This window comes from Kitasatospora sp. NPDC096147 (genome assembly GCF_044763225.1).
Classification (GTDB): domain Bacteria; phylum Actinomycetota; class Actinomycetes; order Streptomycetales; family Streptomycetaceae; genus Kitasatospora.
Genome location: NZ_JBIWFX010000001.1, coordinates 166,990 through 190,184, shown reverse-complemented (window position 1 = coordinate 190,184; position 23,195 = coordinate 166,990). Strand labels below are relative to the sequence as shown.

Annotated in this window: 16 protein-coding genes and 4 pseudogenes; 19 read left to right on the top strand and 1 reads right to left on the bottom strand. The window is 73.5% G+C overall.

All coding sequences use genetic code 11. The features are described 5' to 3' along the window. The first annotated feature begins 786 nt into the window (after window positions 1–786). The 5 genes and pseudogenes from ACIRBX_RS00755 to ACIRBX_RS00735 all read left to right on the top strand — a co-directional run. Entirely contained in the window at window positions 787–3,063 is a 2,277-nt protein-coding gene (locus ACIRBX_RS00755; RefSeq protein WP_402292907.1) for a M9 family metallopeptidase, read from the top strand. A 338-nt stretch (window positions 3,064–3,401) separates the two neighbouring features. Then, complete coding sequence (locus ACIRBX_RS00750; protein ID WP_402292906.1) at window positions 3,402–4,355, top strand: LysR family transcriptional regulator; 954 nt, start codon at window positions 3,402–3,404, stop codon at window positions 4,353–4,355. 163 nt (window positions 4,356–4,518) lie between these two features. Next, on the top strand, window positions 4,519–4,944 hold the full coding sequence (locus tag ACIRBX_RS00745) for an ATP-binding protein (protein WP_402292905.1): 426 nt from the start codon (window positions 4,519–4,521) through the stop codon (window positions 4,942–4,944). 25 nt (window positions 4,945–4,969) lie between these two features. Beyond that, window positions 4,970–5,386, top strand: a complete 417-nt coding sequence (locus tag ACIRBX_RS00740; protein ID WP_402292904.1) for a VOC family protein — start codon at window positions 4,970–4,972, stop codon at window positions 5,384–5,386. Continuing rightward, window positions 5,311–5,541 (top strand): annotated as a pseudogene (locus tag ACIRBX_RS00735) (VOC family protein); the annotation flags it as partial. The gene ACIRBX_RS00740 and the pseudogene ACIRBX_RS00735, both read left to right, overlap by 76 nt. A gap of 332 nt (window positions 5,542–5,873) precedes the next feature. Here the strand turns inward: ACIRBX_RS00735 and ACIRBX_RS00730 are convergent. Then, window positions 5,874–6,557: pseudogene (locus ACIRBX_RS00730) on the bottom strand (aspartate/glutamate racemase family protein); the annotation flags it as partial. Window positions 6,558–6,652: 95 nt separating this feature from the next. Between ACIRBX_RS00730 and ACIRBX_RS00725 the strand changes: the two are divergent. From ACIRBX_RS00725 to ACIRBX_RS00660, 14 genes and pseudogenes are all read left to right on the top strand, one after another. After that, window positions 6,653–9,676: an ATP-binding protein gene (locus ACIRBX_RS00725; RefSeq protein ID WP_402292903.1), complete on the top strand. Its 3,024-nt coding sequence runs from the start codon at window positions 6,653–6,655 to the stop codon at window positions 9,674–9,676. Window positions 9,677–9,731: 55 nt separating this feature from the next. Then, window positions 9,732–9,950 (top strand): hypothetical protein, encoded by a 219-nt coding sequence (locus ACIRBX_RS00720; protein WP_402292902.1) that lies wholly within the window; start codon window positions 9,732–9,734, stop codon window positions 9,948–9,950. 153 nt (window positions 9,951–10,103) lie between these two features. Further along, on the top strand, window positions 10,104–10,784 hold the full coding sequence (locus ACIRBX_RS00715) for a Tat pathway signal sequence domain protein (RefSeq protein ID WP_402292901.1): 681 nt from the start codon (window positions 10,104–10,106) through the stop codon (window positions 10,782–10,784). A gap of 165 nt (window positions 10,785–10,949) precedes the next feature. After that, window positions 10,950–11,720: pseudogene (locus ACIRBX_RS00710) on the top strand (discoidin domain-containing protein); the annotation flags it as partial. A gap of 48 nt (window positions 11,721–11,768) precedes the next feature. Continuing rightward, window positions 11,769–12,641 (top strand): annotated as a pseudogene (locus ACIRBX_RS00705) (DUF1996 domain-containing protein); the annotation flags it as partial. A 105-nt stretch (window positions 12,642–12,746) separates the two neighbouring features. Further along, window positions 12,747–13,331, top strand: coding sequence for a hypothetical protein (locus ACIRBX_RS00700; RefSeq protein WP_402292900.1), 585 nt, complete (start codon window positions 12,747–12,749; stop codon window positions 13,329–13,331). Between the two features lie 204 nt (window positions 13,332–13,535). Further along, window positions 13,536–14,213 carry a hypothetical protein gene (locus ACIRBX_RS00695; protein WP_402292899.1) on the top strand — a complete coding sequence of 226 codons (678 nt, stop codon included), beginning with the start codon at window positions 13,536–13,538 and terminating at the stop codon, window positions 14,211–14,213. Between the two features lie 57 nt (window positions 14,214–14,270). Beyond that, entirely contained in the window at window positions 14,271–14,624 is a 354-nt protein-coding gene (locus ACIRBX_RS00690) for an ArsR/SmtB family transcription factor (protein ID WP_402292898.1), read from the top strand. A gap of 81 nt (window positions 14,625–14,705) precedes the next feature. Then, window positions 14,706–16,052 carry an MFS transporter gene (locus ACIRBX_RS00685; RefSeq protein WP_402292897.1) on the top strand — a complete coding sequence of 449 codons (1,347 nt, stop codon included), beginning with the start codon at window positions 14,706–14,708 and terminating at the stop codon, window positions 16,050–16,052. Between the two features lie 889 nt (window positions 16,053–16,941). Next, window positions 16,942–19,254, top strand: a complete 2,313-nt coding sequence (locus tag ACIRBX_RS00680; RefSeq protein WP_402292896.1) for a collagenase — start codon at window positions 16,942–16,944, stop codon at window positions 19,252–19,254. A 229-nt stretch (window positions 19,255–19,483) separates the two neighbouring features. Continuing rightward, window positions 19,484–20,284 carry an acetylglutamate kinase gene (gene argB / locus ACIRBX_RS00675; protein WP_402293869.1) on the top strand — a complete coding sequence of 267 codons (801 nt, stop codon included), beginning with the start codon at window positions 19,484–19,486 and terminating at the stop codon, window positions 20,282–20,284. A 117-nt stretch (window positions 20,285–20,401) separates the two neighbouring features. Beyond that, window positions 20,402–21,733 (top strand): lysine N(6)-hydroxylase/L-ornithine N(5)-oxygenase family protein, encoded by a 1,332-nt coding sequence (locus ACIRBX_RS00670; protein ID WP_402292895.1) that lies wholly within the window; start codon window positions 20,402–20,404, stop codon window positions 21,731–21,733. Between the two features lie 38 nt (window positions 21,734–21,771). Then, a complete protein-coding gene (locus ACIRBX_RS00665; RefSeq protein ID WP_402292894.1) occupies window positions 21,772–22,017 on the top strand; it encodes a phosphopantetheine-binding protein in 246 nt (81 codons plus the stop codon). An 87-nt stretch (window positions 22,018–22,104) separates the two neighbouring features. After that, window positions 22,105–23,097, top strand: a complete 993-nt coding sequence (locus ACIRBX_RS00660) for an ABC transporter substrate-binding protein (RefSeq protein WP_402292893.1) — start codon at window positions 22,105–22,107, stop codon at window positions 23,095–23,097. The last annotated feature ends 98 nt before the right edge of the window (window positions 23,098–23,195 follow it).

Below are 23,195 nucleotides of genomic sequence, written 5' to 3'. Positions count from 1 at the left end.
AACCCGCCGTCCTCGATCGCCGTCCGGATCCCCGCCACCACGGCAGGGATCCGGACGGCTCGCGTTGGGCGGGGGCGGTCCCGGCCCCCGTGTCAGGTCGGCTCCCGTGCGGCCCGCAGGACACGCGGAGACGTGGGGTGGGGTTCGCGAACGGGACCGTGGTGCCGCTCCTCCACGCCAGGCAGCCGCTGCCCTTGCTGAGGTATCGGTCCAGCCGACGAACGGCCGGGGCCCCACCCCAGGGTCCGAGCGGTCGCCGCCGGCCCGAGGCCCGCACCGGCGTACAGCGTCCACGCCGCCGCCCCGGCATCCGGGTGGCCCGCTGGCACACCTGCACCTCCAATGGCAGCGCCGCCCCCGACGGCCCTCGGCGAGCCGCTCGTCCTGCTCGCGGACCAGCTCGGTGCCACCGCCGCGCCCCGTTGCTGCGTGCCCCGCCGCCCGGCTCGACTCGTCGCTGCGTGCCCCGCCGCCCGGCTCGACTCGTCGCTGCGTGCCCTTGTCCGACCGGCCTCCAGCCCCTCGCGCACCAGGCGCGCGGACTCGAACGCGCCGCGCTGCGCCGTCGAGCGACTCCGGCTGGTGGTGCGTGAGCCGGGTGCCCCGGTGCGCGGCAGCCCGCTCGCCCCGTCCGGGGTACCCCTCCGGCGGCGAGGGCTAACGCTGTTATGGCCCCGACAAGTTGGGGGTTATCCCCTTCCTGTACAGCCAAGATCCGTGCAATGGTACATGTCACCCAGCACCCCCCACTGCTGTCGGAGGTCTCCCACCATGCGCTTCACACGCATGCCCAGAGTGCTGTTCACTGCGGCACTCTCCTGCACGATGGCGCTCGGCGCCTTCTCGGCCCAAGTCCAGGCTGCCCCCAACAGCCCGTTCCAGGCGCCGAGTTCGACGAGCGTCGGCAGCAAGACCGGCCTCGCGCCGCAGCCGGCCACGGCCACCGCGGCACGCGACCGGGTGGCGCACGCCGAGGACGAGGCCAAGCTCGACCTCAGCCTGCGGGCACCGCACACCGCCCCCCGCACCCAGGAGGCGGCGACCACCAAGCTGAAGGCCCAGGCGGCCCCGAGCGCGCAGGCCGCAGCGGCCTGCAACACCTCGGACTTCACCTCCCGCACCGGCAGCGCGCTGGTGACGGCGGTCAAGGGCGCCACGGTGGACTGCGTGAACACGCTGTTCACCCTCAAGGGCACCGACGCCAACAAGGCGTTCCGCGAGGCGCAGATGGTCACCATCGCCAACGCGCTGCGCGACGTGGCGGTCAACTACCCCGGCAACAACACCACGTCCACCGCCCAGCTGGTGCTCTACCTGCGCGCCGGCTACTACGTGCAGTTCTACGACTCGGCGTCGGTCGGCAGCTACGGTACCGCGCTGAAGAACGCCATCCGGCCCGCGCTGGACGCCTTCTACGCGTCCGCGCGCTCCGGCGACGTCAGCGACGCCAACGGCGACATCCTCAGCGAGGCCGTCACGCTGATCGACAGCTCCGGCGAGAACGCCCGCTACCTGTACGTCGTCAAGCGGCTGCTGAACAACTACGGCACCTCGTACGACGCGTACTGGGGCATGAAGGCGGCGGTCAACAACGTCTACACGGTGCTCTGGCGCGGCCACCAGATGCCGGAGTTCGTCACGGCGGTGCAGAACGACACCAGCGTGCTGACCCAGATGGACGCCTTCGCCACCAAGTGGAACTCCAAGCTCGGCGGCGACACCGGCTACCTGGTCTCCAACGCCGGTCGCGAGCTGGGCCGGTTCCTCAAGGACACCCCGATCCAGCCGACCGCCCGGCCGCTGGTCAAGCACCTGCTGGACCAGAGCCAGATGACCGGCCGGACCGCCGCGCTCTGGGCCGGCCTGGCCGAGATGGCCAGCGAGTACGACGCCGCCAACTGCTCGTACTACGGCACCTGCGACCTCTCGAACCGGGTCAAGGCCGCGATCCTGACGGTCCGTTACACCTGCAGCCCGAGCCTGAAGATCGCGGCCCAGCAGATGAGCTCCACCGAGCTGACCGCCACCTGCACCAGCCTGGCCAACCAGGACGCGTTCTTCCACAACGTGGTCCGGGACAACGGCCCGGTGGCCAACGACAACAACACCAACCTCGAGGTCTCGGTCTTCGACTCCAGCAGCGACTACCAGACCTACGCCGGGATCATCTACGGCATCGACACCGACAACGGCGGCATGTACCTGGAGGGCAAGCCCGAGGTGGCCGGCAACCAGGCCCGGTTCATCGCCTACGAGGCCGAGTGGGTCCGCCCGACCTTCGAGATCTGGAACCTCAACCACGAGTACACCCACTACCTGGACGGCCGCTACGACACCTACGGCGACTTCGACGCCGGCCAGGTGAAGCCGATCATCTGGTGGGTCGAGGGCTTCGCCGAGTACGTCTCCTACCACTACCGGGGCGTCACCTACTCGGACGCGATCACCGAGGCGGGCACCCACCGGTACGCGCTCTCCACCCTGTTCGACACCACCTACGACAACACCGACCAGACCCGCACGTACAACTGGGGCTACCTGGCGACCCGTTACATGCTCCAGTCGCACCGCTCCGACGTGGACGCCGTGCTCGCCAAGTACCGCTCCGGTGACTACGCCGGTGCCTACACCTACCTGAAGTCGACCATCGGCACCCGCTACGACACCGACTTCTACAACTGGCTGACCGCCTGCAACGCCGGCAACTGCGGCAGCCTCAGCAACCCGCCGGTGCCGCAGTGCACCAACGCGGACAGCCGCCAGCTCGACAAGAACTGCGGCCGGTCCAACCTGTCGGCCGGCGCCGGGGGCATCTCCTACCTGTACGTCTACCTCCCGGCCGGCACCCCCAAGCTGACCATCACCAGCAGCGGCGGCACCGGCAACGCCGACCTGTACTACAACTACAACAACTGGGCCACCAACACCTCGTACTACACCCGCTCGACCGGCCCGACCAACGCCGAGACCCTGACCATCACCAACCCGCAGGCCGGCTGGAACTACATCAGCCTCTACGGCCAGCAGGCGTTCAGCGGAGCGACGGTCACCACCAGCTTCTGACCCGACCCCGCACCACCGTGGTACTCCGGGCGGACCGGATCGTGGGTAACCCGATCCGCCCGGCAACAGGAGGACGGCTCGGCCCAGCACGGTGGGCCGGGCCGTCCGCCACGTCCGCCGCCGGCGGCTGCGGCCGGGAGCCGCAGCCGTCCCTCAGGAGACCAAGCGGAACGGTCCGGATAACAGGAATCCGACGCTCTGATTCGGCCGGTGTTTCACCAGGTCGGAGCGGGTGCCGGGCCCTGCGAACCGTTTCGTTCCGGGCCCTTGGCCAATCGCCGGATCTCCCATAACCTCCCGGCGGGAGCACGTGCTCCCGGAGGAGAGGGGGCCGAAGCGTGGAACTCGAGCTGCGGCATCTGCGCACCCTGTGCGTGATCGCCGAGGCGGGCAGCCTCGGGCGGGCGGCGGCCGTGCTCGGGCACAGCCAACCGGCGGTGAGCACCCAACTGGGCCGGATCGAACGGCACTTCGGCGAGGATCTGTTCCTGCGCACCCCCGCCGGGGTGAAGCCCACCGTCTACGGGGCGCAGGTGCTGGCCCGGGCCCGCGAGGTGCTGGCCGCCGTGGAGCGGATCGGCCGCCGCGAGGAGGAGACCCCGTCCGCCGCCCCCACCGGGCGGGCCCTGCGACTGGCCGCCACCAACACCCCGGTCCTGCCCGGCCTGGTCCGGCGGTTGCGCGGCCAGCTGCCCGAGGTGCCGCTGACCGTCAGCAGCGTCTACTCCTCCTCCGCCATCGTCGAGCTGCTGGAGCAGGAGGAGATCGACGTCGCCCTCGCGGTCGACTACCCCGGCCAGGAGCTCCCGCACTCGGCCGCCGTCGAGCACCGGGGCATCATCACCGAGCCGGTCTTCCTGGCCCTCCCGGCCGGGCACCGGCTGCGCCACCGGCCCGAGGTCTCGCTCGCCGACCTGGCGGACGAGGCGTGGTTCCTCACCCCCGACGACGGGGCCGGCTGGCCCGGCTTCTTCCACGCCGCCTGCGCGGCGGCCGGCTTCACCCCGGCGGTGGTGCACGAGTTCCTCGGCGACCAGGTGCAGCTCCAGCGGATGATCGCCGAGGGCCTCGGGGTCTCGGTGGTGCAGGCCACCATCCAGCCCATCCCCGGCGTGGTGGTCAAACCGCTCACCGGCACCCCGCTGTGGACCCGCTACCTGCTGGTCTGGCGCCGGGACGGCCGGGCCGGCGCGGTGGCCGAGACGCTCTACCGCTCGGCCGTGGAGTCCTACCGGGAGCTGATCAGCAGCGCCCCGCACTTCCAGACCTGGATGTCCCGCACCTACGGCTGAGCGGGTCCGGCGGCCCCGGGGCGGACGGTTCGCGGCGCCGGAACGCGGGCCTCCGCGCATTAAATAGGTATCCGTGACTTGGCCGACCCCGGTTGATCCGGTGCCGGGTTCGGGCGAGGCTGTCCGGCAGGAGGCCCGCCCCACCCGCCTTCAGGAGTCGCAGATGATCGCCATCGACCAGACCGCCCCCGACCTCGCCGTCCGCGAGGGATCGGCAGCGTGTGCCATGCCGGCCGACCCGGCCGCCGTCCCGGCCCTGCGGCACTTCGCCCAGGTGCTGGCCCGGCAGTGGGGAGTGCCGGACAGCATCGAGGAGGCCCTCGCACTGATCGTCACCGAGCTGGTGGCCAACGCCGTCCGGCACAGCGGGAGCGCCGAGGTCGCCCTGCTGCTCGCCAGCGACGGCCTGACCGTGGTCGTCCAGGTCCGGGACAACGGCCACTGGCGCCCGCAGGCCGACACCGGCCCCGAGGACTGCACCGGCCGGGGCCTGCTGCTGGTCGAGGCCTACGCGGCCGGCTGCACCATCCGCCGCACGGCCACCGGCACCCAGGTCACCGCCGAGCTGCTGGTGCCCGAGGCGGCCTGACCGCGGCCCGGCCGCGCGCGCCTGGGTGCGGGTACGGGATCACGGACCGCAGGCACGTGGTGGGGGACCACGATCGAGGCGCCGGACCCGTCCGCGCCGGCCCGGTTCCCCGGGCAGCTGCCGGGCCGGCACCTCGGCCACGAGGAGCCCGGCACGGCCGTCCGCCTCCTCGCCGCAGGGCGCGTTCCCGGGCTTCCAGCAGGCGGACGGCTACCGGCCTCCGGTCCGGCCCCCGGCCGAGGGCGCGCAGCGCCCGATGATGCACCTCGGCTTCCAGGTGGGGGACCCGGAGTCGGCCGTCGCCGAGGCTCTCGCGCTCGGCGCCACCCTGGCGGACCATCAGCCGCAGCGCCACGTCCGGGCGCTGTTCGACCCGGCGGCCCACCCCTTCTGCCTCTGCCGCGACGACGGCCCCCGGCCGAGGGCGCGCAGCGCCCGATGATGCACCTGGACTTCCAGGCGGGGGACCCGGAGTCGGCCGTCGCCGAGGCCCTCGCCCTTGGCGCCACCCTGGCGGACCATCAGCCGCAGCGCCACGTCCGGGTGCTGTTCGACCTGGCGGGTCACCCCTTCTGCCTCTGCCGCGACGACGGCTGACGGCCCGTCGGGTGGCACTCCGCGCCGGCGGTGTCACACCGGCGTGGTGGGCCGCGACGCTACGCGCCCGGCTCGCCGTCCGGCTCCAGGAAGTGCTCGGGCATCAGCCAGTCGGTGCCGGGAGGGCCGGTCACCGAACGCCCGCCGACCGTCCGCGGCGGCCCGGTCAGCTCCAGGGGGTAGACCACCTCCCCCTCGCGGACGAAGGTGTCGAGCACCACCCCGGGGACGCCGACCTGCTCGGGCAGCACGGAGCGCGGCGGGTCCTGCCAGTCCTCGGCGGCCCGGAAGCGCACCCGCTGCCCCTTCCGGAAGACGGCCCCGCCCGGCCAGAGGGCCGCCGTGACGGCCGCCTCGGCGTGGATCCGGGTGGTCGGGAAGACCGGCACCGGGCTGTCGTCCGGGCCGACCAGCAGCTCGATCTCGGTGCAGCCGAGGACCACACCCTCGGCCCCGGCCGCCACCAGAGCGGCGATCACCTCCCGGTACCCGGCGCGGGACTCCTCGCGGACCACGCCGAGGCAGAGCTCCTGGTAGATCACCCGGTGCACCAGCTCCCGCCCGGCCGCGTCCGGCACCAGCACCTCCAGCCCGTGGCCGGCCAGCCGCTCCCGGTAGAAGTCCTGCTCCATGGTGAACGCCGTGCCGAGCAGACCGACCCGCCGCACCCCGGCCGCCAGCACCGCCTCCGCCGTCGCGTCGGCCAGGTGCAGCAGCGGGATCGACACCGCCGCCGCGACCCGGTCGGCGACCTTGTGCATGGTGTTGGTGCAGATCAGCAGCAGATCCGCGCCGCCCGCCTCCACCGACCGGGCCGCCGCCGCGAGCAGCTCGCCCGCCGCGTCCCAGTCGCCCGCCACCTGGAGCCGCTCCACCTCGGCGAAGTCCACCGAGTGCAGTACGCACTTCGCCGAGTGCAGCCCGCCGAGCCGCTCCCGGGTCAGCTCGTTGAGCAGCCGGTAGTACTCCGCCGTCGATTCCCAGCTCATCCCGCCGAGCAGTCCGATCGTCCTCATCGTGACACTCTGTCACACCGCGCACCCGCCACGCACCGCCGTTTGCCGCCTGACCTGGGCCGATCTAGCGTGGCCGAAACAGGGATGGTGATCGCGTGTCAGCAGGCCCCGGGCGACCGGCCCCCGGCAGGAGCTTCGGGTTCGTCGGCCGTCAGCGGGAGCTCGGGCTCCTGCTCGCGGCCGTGCGGCACCCGCCGGCGGTGGTGCTGGTCGAGGGGGAGGCCGGGATCGGCAAGTCCCGGCTGGTCCACGAGGCCGCCCGGGCACTGGACGCCGACGGCCGGCGGGTGCTCACCGGCCACTGTCACCCGCTGCGCGAGCCCTTCCCCTACGGCCCGGTGATGGACGCGCTGCGCAAGGGCGGCCGGTGGCTGCCCGCCGAGGGCGTGCCGCCCACCGCCGGGGCCCTCGCCCCGCTGCTGCCCGACCTGGCGGACCGGCTGCCGCCCCCGCCGCCCCGGGCCCGGGACGCCCAGGGCGAGCGGTACCAACTGGTCCACGCGGTCCGGGCGTTCCTGGCCGCGATCGGCCCGGCCGTGCTGGTGGTCGAGGACCTGCACTGGGTGGACGAGGCGACCCGGGAGCTGCTCCTGCTGCTCGCCCGGGACCTGCCCGACCGGCTCGCCCTGATCGGCACCTACCGTGCCGAGGACCTGCCGCCGAGCACCCCGGTGCTCGGCGCCGCCTACCGCCGGCCGCCCGGCACCAGCGGCGCCGTGATCAGGCTGGCCCCGCTCTCCGAGGCCGAGATCGGCGAACTGGCCGCCGCCGCGCTCGGGGGGCAGGCCACCCCCGCTCTGACCGCCGCCCTCCACCGGCGCAGTGAGGGCCTGCCGCTGGTCGCCGAGGAGGACCTGATCACCCTCGCCGAGCAGAGCCTGCCCGGCCGCTCGGCCGCGGCCGCCGCCGACCTGGCCCACGCCGAGGTGCCCCGGGGCCTGCGCGAGGCCGTCACCGAACGCCTGGCCACCCTCTCGGCCACCGGCGCCGCCATGGTGGACGCCGCCGCCGTGCTCGCGGTGCCCGCCACCGAGGAACTGCTGGCCGCCGTCGCCGGGCTGGACCCGGAGCGGGGGGCGGCGGGGCTGACCGAGGCACTCCAGGCAGCCGTGCTGCGCGAGACCGGCTGGCGCGAGGACGCCCAACGGGAGCCGGGCGCACCCGAGGCCGGGCGCCCGGAGGCGGGGGTGCACGGAGCCGGCCCGGGCGGGGAGGGACCCGGGGGACCGGTGGCCGGCCCACCGGGAGCCGGCGGACCCGGGCCCGGCGCACCCGGGCACACCGGGCGGTACGTCTTCCGGCACGTGCTCGCCCAGCAGGTCGTCTACCGGCACGTGCCCGGGCCGAAGCGGGCCCGGCTGCACCGTCAGGCGGTCGAGGCGCTGCGCCGTCTGACGCCCCCTCCGCTGGTGCAGATCGCCCACCACACGCTGGCGGCCGGGGACCGGGAGGCCTGGCTGCCCCGGGTCGAGGAGGCCGCGGAGCAGTCCATCGCGCTCGGTGACACCGGGACCGCCGCCACCCTGCTGCACCAGGCGCTGGAACAGCCGCACCTCACCGCCGAAGCCCGCTCCCGGACCGCCCTGGCCCTCGGCCGGATCGCGGTCAACGGGCCGGACCACCTGGCCAACGCCGCCGTGCTGCGGTCGATCCTGGCGGACCCCCGGCTGCCCACCGCCACCCGGGGCGAGATCCGGATGGACCTCGGCCTGCTGATGGTCAACCACGGCGGCGACCGGGCCGGGCACCTGGAGATCGCCCGCGCCGTCGGCGAGCTGGACTCGATGCCGGAGAAGGCCGCCCGGGCGATGACCGCGATGGCGATGAACGAGCGCGACGAGGCCGCCGCCGCCTCCCGGGGCTGGCTGGAGCGGGCCGAACGCACCCTGGAGGGCAGCCCGGACCAGGCCGTCCGGGCCGCCGCCCGGGCCACCCGGCTCACCCTGCTGGCCCGGGACGGCGATCCGACGGTCTGGGCCGAGCTGGAGCGGCTGCCGCGCCGCTCGTCCGACACCGACGTGCTGCGCCAGACCACCCGGGCGGTCTACAACGTCGGCGAGCTGGCCATCGAGCTCGGCCACGACCGGAGGGCGGCCGAACTGCTGGCGGAGAGCCGGGAGTTGGCCCGCCGGGCGGACATCGCCTACCTGGAGTGCTACAGCCGGATCGCCCTGCTGCGGCTGGAGGTGCTGGCCGGCCGGTGGACCGGGATCGAGCAGCGCTTCGCCGAACTGGGCGACCAGTACCCGGACATGGCGATGGCCGGCACCGAGGAGAGCCTCACCCTCGGTCGGCTGGCCGCGGCCCGGGGCCGGACCGCCCAGGCCCTGCGGCTGTTCCGGGCCGCGGTCGAGGCCGGCGAGCGGGAGTCCCAGGTGACCTCGGCCGTCCGGGCGGCGGCCGGCCTGGCCGCCGCCCGGCTCGCCGAGGGAGCCCCGGCGGACGCCTGGGCCACCGCCGCCCCGGCCGTCACCGTGCTGGCCCGGGCCGGGGCCTGGGCCCGGGCGACCGGGCTGCTGCCGGTGGCGGTGGCCGCCGGGCTGGCCTGCGGCGAGGTGCGGGAGGCGGGCGAGCTGGTGGAGCGGGCGGCGGAGGGGCTGCGCGGCCGGGACGGGCCGGGCGCCGATGCCGAACTCCGGCTGGCCCGGGGCCTGTGGCTGGCGGAGCGTCAGCCGGAGCGCGCGGCGGTCGAGTTCGAGGCCGCCCGGACACTCTGGCAGGCGGTCGGCCGCCCGTACGACACCGCACTGGCCGACGAGCAGCTGGCCCGCGCGCTGGCCGCCGGTCCGGATCGCGAGCGGGCCGCCGCCCACCTCTCCGCCGCCACCGACACCTTCGCCCGGCTCGGTGCCACCGCCGACACCGCCCGCTGCCGCCCCCTGCTCCGCGAGCTCGGCCTGGCCCGGTCCGGCAGGGGCCGGCAGGGCTACGGGTCGGCCCTCTCGCCGCGCGAGCGGCAGGTCGCCGAGCTGCTGGTCGAGGGTGCCACCAACCAGGCCATCGCCCAGGCCCTCTTCCTCTCCCCGCGCACCATCGAGCAGCACGTCGCCCACGTGCTGAAGAAGCTCGACACCACCCGCCGCAGCATCGCCGAGGTGTACCCGGGGGAGCGGGCGTAGCCGCCGGCCCGGAATCCGGTCGACACCGGGCGGCCCGGTGGGCCAGGCTCGCGGGATGACACTCCGCCTCGAACGGAACGCGCCGGTCCCGCGGTTGCTGATGCTCTCCGCGTTCACGTTCGGTCCCGACTTCCACGTCGAGCTGGACCGGGCCGTCTTCGTCGCGGCCGGTGAGCGGCTCGACTACGACGGTGAGGTGGTGGTGACCGCACCGAGCGGTGAGCAGCGCAGGTACGCCGCCAGCCGGAGCCACTGGATCTGCCGACGGGGCTGAGGGTGACCATCCAGCGATGCTGACAGTTCGTCAGCAAGGGTTGACCGCGACCTGCCACGGGCTTACAACGTAGGGACGCCGCCCGGACATGCCAACTCCCGGCCCGGCCATGAAAGTTCACCTTCTCGCCCCTACCGAGAAAGAGGCTTTCCCATGCGCGCTCGCACCCACCTCACCCTCGCCGCCGCCGCTGCCACCCTGGCCCTCGGAGCCCTGCCGGCCTCGGCCGCCGCGCCGCCGCTGACGGCTGCCGCCGTGCTGACCACCGGCGGCGCCGCCGGCTCGGCCGTCGCGGTCGGGGACGTCCTCGCCGCCCCGCTCGCCGCCGGCACCAAGGCCACCTTCTACTCCACCGCCACCGGCACGACCGGCGTCACCTGCGCCGTCTCGCAGTACACCTCCAGGGTCACCGCCAACCCCGCCGCGCCCGGCGTCGCCACCGCCGCGCTGACCGGCCAGACCTTCGGCTCGTGCACGGCCAACGTCACCGGCGTCACCTCGGTGAAGAGCCTGACGGTCGGGAACCTGCCCTACACCGTCTCGATCAGCGACGCGGCCGGTCTCCCGGTCACCATGAACGGCGGGACGGCCGGGCCGATCCAGGCCACCGCCGTGCTCAACTCCTGGTTCGGCACGCTCACCTGCACCTACCAGCTGAGCGGCAGCTTCACCGGTGCGGCCGACAACACCACCCACGGCCTGGCGTTCCGCAACGAGTACTTCGTCAAGAGCGGCGGCTCCGGCCTCTGCCCGGGGGAGGGCTACTTCTCCGCCTCCTACGGCCCGGTCGCCGACACCAGCCAGGCCGGCGGCCCGGTGGTGCACGTCAACTGACTCTCCCCGCAAGGGCCCCAGCCCCGGCCGGACCTCCCGGTCGGGGCTTCGGCGCGCGCGGGCGGGGCGGTGCCCTCGTGGAGGGTGAGCCGCAGGGACTGCGGGCAGCGTTCGGTGTCGCCGGAGTCGACGCCGCACGGGTCGAGGTGGCCGTGGACGTACGCCATGCCGTCGGCGTCGGCCGCCGGGGTGCCGTTGCCGTACCCGCCACCGACGTGGCCGGCGGTGTCCCGGGTGACGGCGTGGACCGGGGTGTCGATCGGGGCCTGGATGTGGATGTGCGTCGGCGGAGCCGCCCGGGCCGTTCGGGTTCAGGAGGTGTCGGCCGGGGTGGCCTCAGCTGGCCCGATGCGTACGACTCTTGACAGCACGTCAGTCAGGCAGCACCCTCTCAGTGCTGGGAGAGCGCTCTCCCGGAACGGTCAGGTAGCAGTCCCCCACCCACCCACCCGACCTGGAGGTCCGATGCGACCCCGATTCCTCTCCCGTGGCGCCCCGCGCGCGGTGCTGGCCGCGGCGTTCACCGCCGCGCTGGCCTTCGCCGGGCTGACCGGCGCCACCTGGCACGCGGCGGCAGCCGCCGACCCGCTGATCTCGCTCGCCAAGCCGGTGACGGCGTCCTCGATCGAGAGTGCCAACTTCCCGGCGGGGGCGGTGGTCGACAACGACCCCGCCAGCCGCTGGGCCAGTGCGTGGAGCGACCCGCAGTGGATCCAGATCGACCTGGGCGGCCCGGCCACCGTGAGCCGGGTCGAGCTCCAGTGGGAGGCCGCGTACGCGAAGGCGTTCCGGATCCAGACCTCACCGGACGCGGTCAGCTGGAGCACGGTGTACGAGAACGCCGCCGCCACCGGCGGGACCCAGAGCCTGGCCGTCTCCGGCACCGGCCGCTACGTCCGGCTGACCGCGACCCAGCGGGCCAACGGGTACGGCTACTCGCTCTACGAGTTCAAGGTCTACGGGCAGGTCACCACCCCCACCACGGGCTACGTGCTCGCCGATCCGCCGGTGACCGGTGTGGTGCCCTCCACCTACCAGCCGCCGCACGCGTACTTCCACGAGTTCCAGGCCAACTGCACCGCGACGCACAACCTCCCGGACGACCCGATCGTCTACCCGGGCCGGGCCGGTGCCTCGCACCTGCACACCTTCCTGGGCAACCCGACGGTGACGGCGGGCAGTTCGCTCGCCTCGCTGCAGGCCGGCAGCACCACCTGCCTGGCGCCCGGCGACAAGTCGGGCTACTGGATGCCGACGGTGCTGGACGGCAACACCCCGGTGATGCCGAACAACCTCCAGACCATCTACTACAAGGGCGCCGTCACCGACTACACCAGCGTCCGGCCGTTCCCGCCGGGCCTGCGGTTCGTGGTCGGCAGCCCGACGGCCAGTGCCACCGAGTTCGCCACCAGCCCCGGCTACGTGGCGGGTTGGGAGTGCGGCGACGGCTACCACAGCGTCGACCTGCCGACCGCCTGCCCCGGCGGCGGTGACGTGGCGATCCGCTACCAGGCGCCGAGCTGCTGGAACGGCATCCACCTGGACACCCCCGACCACAAGAGCCACATGGCGTACCCGATCAACGGGGTCTGCCCGGCCACCCACCCGGTGGCGGTGCCGATGATCGAGTTCAAGGTCGGCTTCCCGGCCGACCTCAACCACCTGGCGCAGCTCCACCTCTCCAGCGGGCGGGGCTTCACCTTCCACTACGACTTCTTCAACGCCTGGGACCCGGCCACGCTGGCCGCCCTGGTCAACCACTGCATCGTGGGCGGCCTCCAGTGCGACCCGCGCGGTTACGACCAGAACCAGCCGCAGAAGGGCGCCGCTCTGAACGCGCAGTACCGCCTGCCGTAGCCGATCCGCCGTCGGCCGCCGTGGCCCGCCCGCCCTCCGCACCGTCCGGGCGGGCGGGTCGCGGCAGTACCGGCAGCAACCCGTCGATCCCCGTCTGGAGTCCCCGTGGTCCGTCGTCCGCCCGCCGCCGCCCTCCTTCCGTCGGTCGCCCTGGCCGCACTGCTCTCCCTGGCCGCACTGCTCGCCCTGACCGGCTGCGGCGCCGACCGGGCCCCCGCACTGCATCACCACGCGGACGCCCCGCCCTCCGCTTCGGCGGCCGGCCCGTCGGAGGCGTCGCGGATGGTCTGCGGGGGTTTCGTGCTGCGGCAGTTGGCGGGTGCGCTCGGCAGCGAGCCGGTCAGCACGCCGGTCGGGAGCTGGGACGGCCGGGTCTACCGGTGCCCGTACCGGTACCCGGCGGGGGAGTTGGTGCTCTCGGTGCGGGAGTCCGGCGGCCGGGCGGCGGCGACGGCCGACTTCGAGGCGGCCCGGAGTGCGGCGGGCCGGGCGGTGGAGGTGACCGGGCTGGGGGAGGCGGCCTTCACCGGGGCGGACGGTTCGACCGTGGTCCGCAAGGACGGGATGGTGCTGACGGTGGAGGTGGGTAGCCTGCCGGAGGGCTTCGGTGTCCCGCCGAGGAGCCGGGCGGACGTCTCGGTGATGGCGGCGACCACCGTGATGACCTGTTGGAAGGAGCACAGCGGCTGAGCCGGCCGGGCTACGGTGCGTCACAGCGGGCGCGATGTCCGACCCACGGCTCGGGGCATCCACCGTCCGCCTGCCACCGGCCCGGTGAGGTGTGGACGACCAGGCCGGTCAAGGGCACCGGCGGATCCCGGTTCCGGCAGCGTGGGATCATCCGGAGCAGGACCGGGGAGTGTCGTCGGTGAGGGCGGCCGGAAGGAGTGCGGGATGGTGAAGTGGACCGGCCCCGCCGTCGCGCGCGGCCTCGCGGCCGAGGTCCTCGGTGAGGGCTTCACGGTACGCAAGGGGACCTGTGCGTTCCCCGGCGAGCTGACCTCCGAACTGACGGTGAAGGCGGCCAAGGCATCCGTGCTGGAGCCCGGGCGGGGGCACGTCGACTTCCCGGGCGTGGAGGTGCTGGTCGACGTCTCGGCCGACTACCCGGACCGGGCGGTCGAGGAGTTCGGGCAGTTCGGCTTCCGGTTCTCGCTCCGGACTGCGCTGCGCTCCGAGAGGAAGGGCCCGCCGGCCCCGGGGCAGTACCGGACGGACGGCGGCGGCGACGGGCTGCCGCCGGAGCTGGTCGAGGACGTCCGCCGACTGCGGCCGCTGCTGGTGCTGACCACCGGTGAGGTGGTCGAGCTGATGGCGACCCGGGAGGACCGGCTGCGATTCGGCCCGATCGATCTGACCGTGTACGTCCGGGACACCGAACGCCGGCTGGTCAAGGCGTACCTGATGGCACGTCGGTTCGGGCTGACCGGGACCGCCCGGCAGGTGGTCGACGAGTTCCGGGCCGGCCGGCCGAAGGCACGGCTGACCGAGGAGCGGCTGGAGCTGGTGCGGGAGTTCACCTGGGGAGGCTTCGACCTCTCGGAGCTCTCCGCGGCACTCACCACCGGCTGACGGTGCACCGGACGGGTGCGCGGGTGCGCACGGGTCGGCGGCCCTAGGATGGAGCGTATGAGCAGTAGCAGGCACACCGCAGGTGCGAGCCATGTGCACCCGCTCGGCCAGGACCGGATCGAGGTGGCCGCCGGCGTGCTGGGGCTGCTGGCGGACCGGACCAGGCTGGCGCTGATGGAGCGGCTGGGGCGCGGGGAGGCGGACGTCACCACCCTGATCGAGTCGACGGGCGCCGCCCGGACGGCGGTCAGCCAGCACCTGGCGAAGCTGCGGACGGCCGGGCTGGTGGTGGGTCGCAAGGAGGGGCGGCGGGTGGTGTACGCGCTGGGGCACGGGCACCTGCGGAGGTTGGTCGACGAGGCGCTGAACGTGGCGGACCATCAGGTCGGGGCGTTGCCGCCGCACGACTGAGTGCGCGAATGCGTGCGCAGCTGCGCACATCTCCCTATGCTGGAGGGGAGCGCACCGCAGCACACCTCCGGGGGCCGGCCGATGATCTCCGTCCTGCGACACCCCGCCTATCGGCGGCTGTTCACCGCCCAGCTGGTGGCCCTGGCCGGGACGGGGCTGGCCACCGTCGCGCTGGCCCTGCTCGCGTACGACCTGGCCGGTGCGGGGGCAGGGGTGGTCCTGGGCACCGCGCTGGCGGTGAAGATGGTCGCCTACGTGACGGTGGCCCCGTTGGCGGGGGTGCTGGCCCGGCGGGTGCCGAGGCGGGTGCTGCTGGTGGGGGCGGACCTGGTGCGGGCCGGGGTGGCGGTGGCGCTGCCGTTCGTCACCGAGGTCTGGCAGGTGTACCTGACGGTGCTTCTGCTCCAGGCCGCCTCGGCCGTGTTCACCCCGGCCTTCCAGGCGGTGATCCCCGAGCTGCTGCCCGAGGAGCGCGAGTACACCGCCGCGCTCTCGCTCTCCCGGCTGGCCTACGACCTGGAGGCGCTGGTCAGCCCGGCGTTGGCGGGGGCGCTGCTGACGGTGGTCTCCTTCCACGGACTGTTCGCCGGGACGGCGGTCGGCTTCCTGGCCTCGGCCGGGCTGGTGCTGTCGGTGGCGCTGCCCGGGGCGGAGCGGGTGGGGGAGAGCCGGCGCGGGCGGGCGGTGTCCGGCATGCGGCTGTTCCGGGCCACGCCCCGGCTGCGGGCGCTGCTCGCGCTGGACCTGGCGGTGGCGGCGGCCGGGGCGATGGTCTACGTGAACACGGTGGTTGTGGTCCGGGACCACTTCCACCACCCGGCCGAGGCGGTGACGCTCGCGCTGGCCGCGTACGGCGCGGGCTCGATGGTCACCGCGCTGCTGCTGCCGCGCGTGCTGGGCCGGCTGACCGACCGGGTGGTGATGCTGCCCGCCGCGTTCGGACTGCCGGTGGCGCTCGGCGGAGCGGCCGTCACCCTCCGGGCCGGGGAGGGGGGTTGGGCGTGGGCGGCGCTGCTGGTGGCCTGGGCGGCGATCGGCGCGGCCGGCTCGGCGGTGCTCACCCCGGGCGGGCGGGTGCTGCGCAGGTCGGCGGCCGAGGTCGACCTGCCGGCCGCCTTCGCCGCGCAGTTCTCGCTCTCGCACGCCTGCTGGCTGCTGACCTACCCGCTGGCCGGTCGGCTGGCCGCCGGAGCCGGACTGCCGGTGGCGGCCGGGGTATCGGGTGTGGTCGCGCTGGTGGGGGCGGTGGCGGCGGTCCGGCTCTGGCCCGCCGGGGACCCGGAGGTACTGACGCACCGGCACACCGACCTGCCCTCCGGCCACCCGCACCTCGCCGACGCCCACCCCGACGAGACCGGATACGCCCACGGGCACCACTACGTGATCGACCGTCACCACCGGAGCTGGCCGCGCCCGGTGCAGCGCTGAGCCGCGCGGCCCGGTGCTCCTGCCGCTCGCCGGGCGCCGCCACGTGATCGATCGGCGGAGTCGGCCGTGCGGTGTGGCCTGTCGGGTCGGCTTCGGCGTTGCCTGCGGCCGGGGTGTGAGGGGTCGTCACTGCCGGGGCCGGGTGCGCTCGGTGTGGTGGTGAGGGATGTGGCCCCGGTGTCGCGCCGCGTGCGGGTTGGTGGTGGGTGGGGGGCGTGGCCGGCGAGGTCGGCTGTGCGGTGTGGCCTGCCGGGTCGGCTTCGGTGTTGCCTGCTGCTTCGCGGGTGTCGGCGGCTGGGGTGTGAGGGGTCGTCACCGGCGGGGCCGGGTGCGCCCGGTGTGGTGGCGAGGGGTGTGGCCCCGGTGTCCCGTCGCGTGCGGGGTTGGTGGTGGGTGGGGTCGTGACCGGCGAGGTCGGCCGTGCGGTGTGGCCTGCCGGGTCGGCTCCGGCGTTGCCTGCCGCTTCGCCGGTGTCGGCGGCCGGTGTGTGAGGGGTCGTCACCGGCGGGGCCTGCCGTGCCGGGTGCGGCGCTGAGCCGTGCGGCCTGGCGCTCCGCCGCCTGCCGGGTGCCGGTGGGTGAGGGACCGTCACCACCGGGGCGGGCGGTGCCCGGTCGTCGGTTCGTGGTGCCGAACGGACGGTTCCGCACCGAATCGCGCTATTCCGCACGGGATCCGAAGCGATTCGCCGTCGTCAAGGGTCAGATCCGAACGCAACCACACACAAGTGGCCGAAATCCGTACCCCGACGGGATGTGACATGTGCCATGCTATTTCCATCCCCACCGAGCGAGGACGGCCGCCGACGGGCGGCTCCCGCGCCGGGCCGCTACACCGCACCGGACGCACCCCACGACGCGGCCGGTCGAGCATTCCGGAGTACCCCCACGTGAGTACCTCACGCCTCTGGCGACTCCCGCAGTTGGCAAGGCTCCTGACCGTCACCCTGACCCTGCTCCTGACCATCGGCCTGTTCGCCCCCAGCGGGCGGGCCGCCACCCCGACCCTCCCCTCGGCACCCGCGCCGGCCCCGGCCGGACGGACCGAGGCCCCCATGCCCGGCCCGGCCACCGCGGCCCCGCCCACCGGCGAGGGCGAGGCGGCCCGGGACGACGCTCCGGCGTCCGAGCACCCGGCGCCGGTCCAACTCACCCCCGAGCAGTCGCAGCCCGCGAAGGCGGCGACCGCCAAGGGCCTGGGCGCCGCAGCGGCGGACACGGAGGCCGCCGCCTGCAACGGTGCCGACTTCGCGAACCGCACCGGGGCCGCCCTGGTGCAGCTGGTCAGGTTCGTCGACTTCTGGTGCGTCAACGGCCTGTTCGTGCTGCCGGCCGCCGAGGGCAGGCGCGCCTTCGCCGAGCCGCAGATGACCGCCGTGGCCAACGCGGCCCGCGAGGCCGCCGCCGCCTACCGGGGTGACAACAGCGGCCAGATCGTCCAGCTGCTGTACTACCTCCAGGCCGGCTTCTTCTGGCAGTCCACCCACACCACCGAACTGCCCGGCTACGGCACGGCCGTGCGCGCCGCCGTCCGCTCGGCGGCGGAGACCTTCTTCGCCAACCCCCGCTCCCGCGACGTCACCGCGGCCAACGCCGACCCGCTGGCCCGGGCCGCCGTGCTGCTGGACTGCCTGCGCGAGAGCACCCGCTACCTCGGCATCGTCAAGGAACTGCTCAACTCCTACGACGTGGCCACCTGGGGCAAGCAGGGCCTGACCTGGTCCGTGAACCCGGTCTTCACCCTGCTGTTCACCGGCCACACCCAGGCCGGCTTCGTGGACGCGGTGCGGGCCGACAAGGGCGTGCTGGACGCACTGTACGGCTTCACCCTGCGCAACCAGGCGCTGCTCGGCGGGCCCGACCGGCGGGTCCTCTGGCACTCCGTCAACGAGCTGGGCCGGTTCGTCGCCTACCCCGACCTGCGGCCCCGGCTGCAGCCGATGCTGCGCACCCTGCTGGACCGCTCCTCGGTCACCGGCGACACCCGTTACCAGCGGGCCGCCGTGGTCGCCTCGATCCGCTACGCCGACCCGGAGCACTGCGGGTACTGGGGCACCTGTGAGGAGCCCGAGCGGCTGGGGGCGGCCAACCTGACCGTCTCCTTCACCTGCAGCCCGTCCATCCGGATCCGGGCCCAGGCCGCCACCACCGCCCAACTGACCGCCGCCTGCGCCAGCCTGACGGCCCAGGACGCGTTCTTCCACCGGATCGCCCGGGACAAGGGCCCGGTCGCCGGTGACCTCAACTCCCGGATCGAGGTGGTCGTCTTCGGCGACTCGTGGGAGTACACCACCCTGGCGGCGGCGATCTTCGGGATCGCGACCGACAACGGCGGGATGTACCTGGAGGGCGACCCGGCCAAGGCCGGCAACCAGGCGCGCTTCGTGGCCTACGAGGCGGAGTGGCTGGACGGCTTCCAGGTGTGGAACCTCAACCACGAGTACACCCACTACCTGGACGCCCGGTTCACCATGCACGGCACCTTCGAGGAGGGCTCCACCACCCCCACCGTCTGGTGGACCGAGGGCTTCGCCGAGTACCTGGCGGTCTCCTACCTCAAGGAGGCCAACGAGGCCGCGATGCGGCTGGCCCGGGAGCCGCACGCCTACCGGCTGAGCGAGCTGTTCGACACCACCTACGCCAACGGCAACCAGGACCGCACCTACCGGTGGGGCTACCTGGCGGTCCGTTACATGATGGAGCAGCGCCGGGGTGACACCGACACGGTGCTGGCCCGCTACCGGGCCGGTGACTGGCAGGGTGCCCGGTCCTTCCTGAAGGACACCATCGGCACCCGGCTGGACGCCGACTTCGACCAGTGGCTGTACCGCTGCGGAGCCGGTGCCTGCGCCACGGTGCCGACCGGACCGGTGCTGCCGGAGTGCGGCGGGGACACCCGCCGGCTCGGACCGGACTGCGCCCGGAACAACGTCTCGGCCGGCACCGGGAACCACGCGCACTTCTACGTCCTGGTGCCGCCCGGCACCAAGCAGCTGCGGGTGACCGCGAGCGGGGGCACCGGCAACGGTGATCTTCGTTACAACCCCTACGGCTGGGCCTACGAGAACTCCTACGTCACGGCATCCGCCGGACCGGACAACGCGGAGACCCTGACCGTCACCGACCCGCCCGCCGGCTACGTGTACTTCAGCCTGCAGGCCAAGCAGGGCTTCTCCGGAGTGACCGTCACGGCCGCCTACTGAGCCCTGCTCCGTAAGACCCCCACCCGTGCCCCGACGGGCCGCTCCGGCGGCCCGCCGGGGCACCGGGCGTTCCGGCGGGCGCCCGACGGCCGATGACGGACGGTCAGGGTGGTGACGGGAGCTCCCAAGAGACAGTAAGGTAAACCTTACCTAAGTCTTTTCGAGGGGGTTTTCGTTGATCAGCCAACTGGTCGAGGGTCCTGCCGGCCCGACGCCGTCCGCGCTGCTCATGGGCCGGATCGTGGTGGTCAAGTTCGGTGGGAACGCCATGGTGGACGAGGGCCTGAAGGCCGCGTTCGCCCGGGACGTGGTCGCCCTGCACCGGGCCGGGGTGCACCCGGTGGTGGTGCACGGCGGCGGTCCGCAGATCAGCTCGCAGCTGGACCGGCTCGGTCTGGAGTCCAGCTTCACGGCCGGTCTGCGGGTCACCACCCCCGAGACCATGGACGTGGTCCGGATGGTGCTGGCCGGTCAGGTCCAGCGCGAGCTGGTCGGGTTGCTCAACGAGCACGGCCCGCTGGCCGTCGGGCTGACCGGCGAGGACGCGCACACCATGACCGCGGTGAAGCGGTACGCGGTGGTGGACGGCGAGCCGGTGGACATCGGCCTGGTCGGCGACGTGGTCGAGGTCGAGGTCGGGGCGGTGCGCGCGCTGATCGCGGACGGCCGGATCCCGGTCATCTCCTCGATCGCGCGCGGCACCGACGGCCACGTCTACAACGTGAACGCGGACACCGCCGCCGCCGCGATGGCGGTGGCGCTCGGCGCCGAGGTGCTGGTGGTGCTCACCGACGTCCCCGGCCTCTACGCGAACTGGCCGGAATCCCCCGAGGTGATCGGGGAGTTGACGGCCGGCCAGCTGGAGGGGCTGCTGCCCTCGCTGACCGGCGGGATGGTCCCCAAGATGGAGGCCTGCCTGCGCGCGGTGCGCGCCGGGGTGGGCGCTGCCCAGGTGCTGGACGGCCGGGTGCACCACAGCCTGCTGGCCGCCCTCGGGGGCTCCGGCGAGGGGACCACGGTCCTCCCGTAGTGGGAGCGGTGGAAAGTCAGTACACCTACCGAATTTGACTCTCGATCAGTCGTGCGAGAGGTTGATTAGGTAAGCCTTACCTTAATATTTCTGAGTGGCTTCAACGGAAGGAACACGATGTCGCGTCTGCGTACCGAGGACCTGATCGGCATAGGCTTCGGGCCCGCGAACCTGGCCCTGGCCATCGCGGTGGAGGCGCACAACGAGCGGAACCCGCAGGAGGCGCTGGCCGCCCGCTTCGTCGAGCGGCAGGCGCGCTTCGGCTGGCACCGGGGGATGCTGCTGGAGGGCGCCACCATGCAGGTCGCCTTCCTCAAGGACCTGGTCACCATGCGCGACCCGCGCAGCCGGTTCTCCTTCCTCTGCTACCTCCAGGAGCGCGACCGGCTGGCCGACTTCATCAACCAGAAGTCGTTCTACCCGACCCGCCTGGAGTTCCACGACTACCTGGAGTGGTGCGCCGCCGAGTTCGCCGACGCGGTCGACTACGGCCGCAGCGCGGTCGAGGTCCGCCCGGTGGTCGAGGCCGGCCGCACCGTCGCCGTCGAGGTGGTCACCGAGGCGGTGGCCGGCCCGGCCGACCGCCAGGTGCACCTGGCCCGCAACCTCTCGGTCGGCACCGGCCTCACCCCCTGCCTGCCGGAGGGCGTCACGGCCGGCGAGCGGGTCTGGCACACCCGGGACCTGCTGCACCGCGCCCCGCAGCTCGGCGAGCTGAAGCACCGTCGGTTCACCGTGGTCGGCGCCGGCCAGTCCGCCGCCGAGGCCGTCGAGTACCTGCACCGCACCTTCCCGGACGCCGAGGTCTGCGCGGTCTTCACCCGCTACGGCTACAGCCCGGCCGACGACAGCCCGTTCGCCAACCGGATCTTCGACCCGGAGGCCGTGGACCACTACTACGGCGCCCCCGAGCCGGTGAAGCAGCGCCTGCTGGACCTGCACGCCAACACCAACTACTCGGTGGTGGACGGTGACCTGATCGAGCAGCTCTACCGCACCGTCTACCAGGAGAAGGTGGCCGGCCGGGAGCGCCTGCGGATGCTCAACACCACCCGCCTGACCGGCGTCGAGCACACCGCCGACGGCGCCCGCGCGCTGGTGCGCAACCTTGCCACCGGCGAGGAGTACGCCCTGGAGTCCGACGCCGTGGTGCTGGCCACCGGCTACGCCCACGTCGACCCGCGTGAGCTGCTCGGCGACCTGGCGGCCGACTGCCTGACCGACCCGGCCGGCCGGCTCCGGGTGGACCGCGACCACCGGGTGCTCACCACCGAGGACGTCGAGGTCGGCATCTACCTGCAGGGCGGCACCGAGCACACCCACGGCATCACCTCCTCGCTGCTCTCCACGCTGGCCGTGCGCTCCGGCGAGATCAGCGACTCGCTGCTGCTGCGCCGCACCCAGCTCGGCCTGCAGGCCGACCAGCGCGCCGCCGCCGGCGTCCGCTGACCCCTCCTCACCCCACCGCAGAGCGAACGGACTTCACCATGCCCACCACCACCCCCGGCCTCGACCTGGAGAGCCTGCGGGCCGACCTCGCCGAGGTGCTCGGCGAGCAGCCGGAGGACATCGGCGACGAGGACGACCTGCGCGACCTCGGCCTGGACTCGATCCGGCTGATGAGCCTGGTGGAGACCTGGCGGACCCGGGGCGCCTCGCTCGGCTTCGCCGACCTGATCGAGCTGGCGCCCGTCCCGACCCTGGCCGTCTGGGCCGCCGCGCTCACCGCCTGAGCCCCTGCGCCTGAGCCCCTGCCGGGCCACCCCGCACCACCTGACCTCCCCTCACCGCCCCCCGTGCACCACCCTTCTAGGAGAACCATGAACACCCGTGTCCTGACCAGCCGCAGAATCGCCGCCGCGGCCACCGCTGCCGCCGCCGTGCTCTCGCTGGCCGCCTGCGGTTCGGACGGCGCCAAGGACGCGAGCCCGGCCGGCGACGCCAAGGCGTCCGCCGCCGGCCCGAAGACCATCGAGGCCACCAACGGCAGCATCACCGTGCCGGCCAAGATCGAGCGGGTCGTCACCGTCTCGTACGCCACCGGCGCGCTGCTCGACCTCGGCGTGCAGCCGGTCGGCACCTCCACCCTGGACGAGAACAACCCGGTCGAGCTGCTGCCCTCGCAGAAGGACGCCGCCGCGAAGATCGAGCCGATCGGCTCCGGCATCGAGCTGAACATCGAGAAGATCGCCTCGCTCCGCCCCGACCTGATCGTGGTCGAGGGCGCCAGCGCCTTCGACTGGGGCATCAAGAAGCTGGAGGGCCTCGGCGCCCCGGTGCTCTACTTCGCCGTGGACAAGCCGGTCGACCTGCTGAACGCGCAGGAGAAGATCGCCACCGCCGTGGGCAAGGAGGCCGAGTTCAAGAAGCTGAAGTCGGACTACGACGCCAAGGCCGCGAAGATCAAGGCCGACTACGCCGGCAAGCTCAACTCGGTGAAGTGGACCATCGCCTCCTCCTACGGCGGCGGCGAGTTCCTGGTCGACACCAAGAGCAGCTGGGTCGGCCGGGTGCTGGCCGACGCGGGCGCCCAGTTCTCCACCGCCTCGGCGGACGACAAGGAGCACGAGGTCACCTACTCGACCGAGAAGCTCGACGTGCTCGGCGACGCCGACATCATCCTGGTGCCCAAGACGGTGGCCACCGGTGAGGTCCCGCAGGACACCAAGGACCTGGAGAAGCAGCCCTCCTGGCAGAACCTCAAGGCCGTCAAGGCCGGCAAGGTCGTGCCGGTCGGCTACGCCACCACCGACCGCTACGGCACCTCGATCGACGTGCTGAACCAGATCGAGACCGTCCTCAAGGGTCTGTAAGCACCCTCCGCAGGACCCCGGGTGGCCGCCGAGCAGTGGCGGCCACCCGGACCGGCCTCCGCACCGCAGCGCGGACCGGGCCGGACCACCACGACACG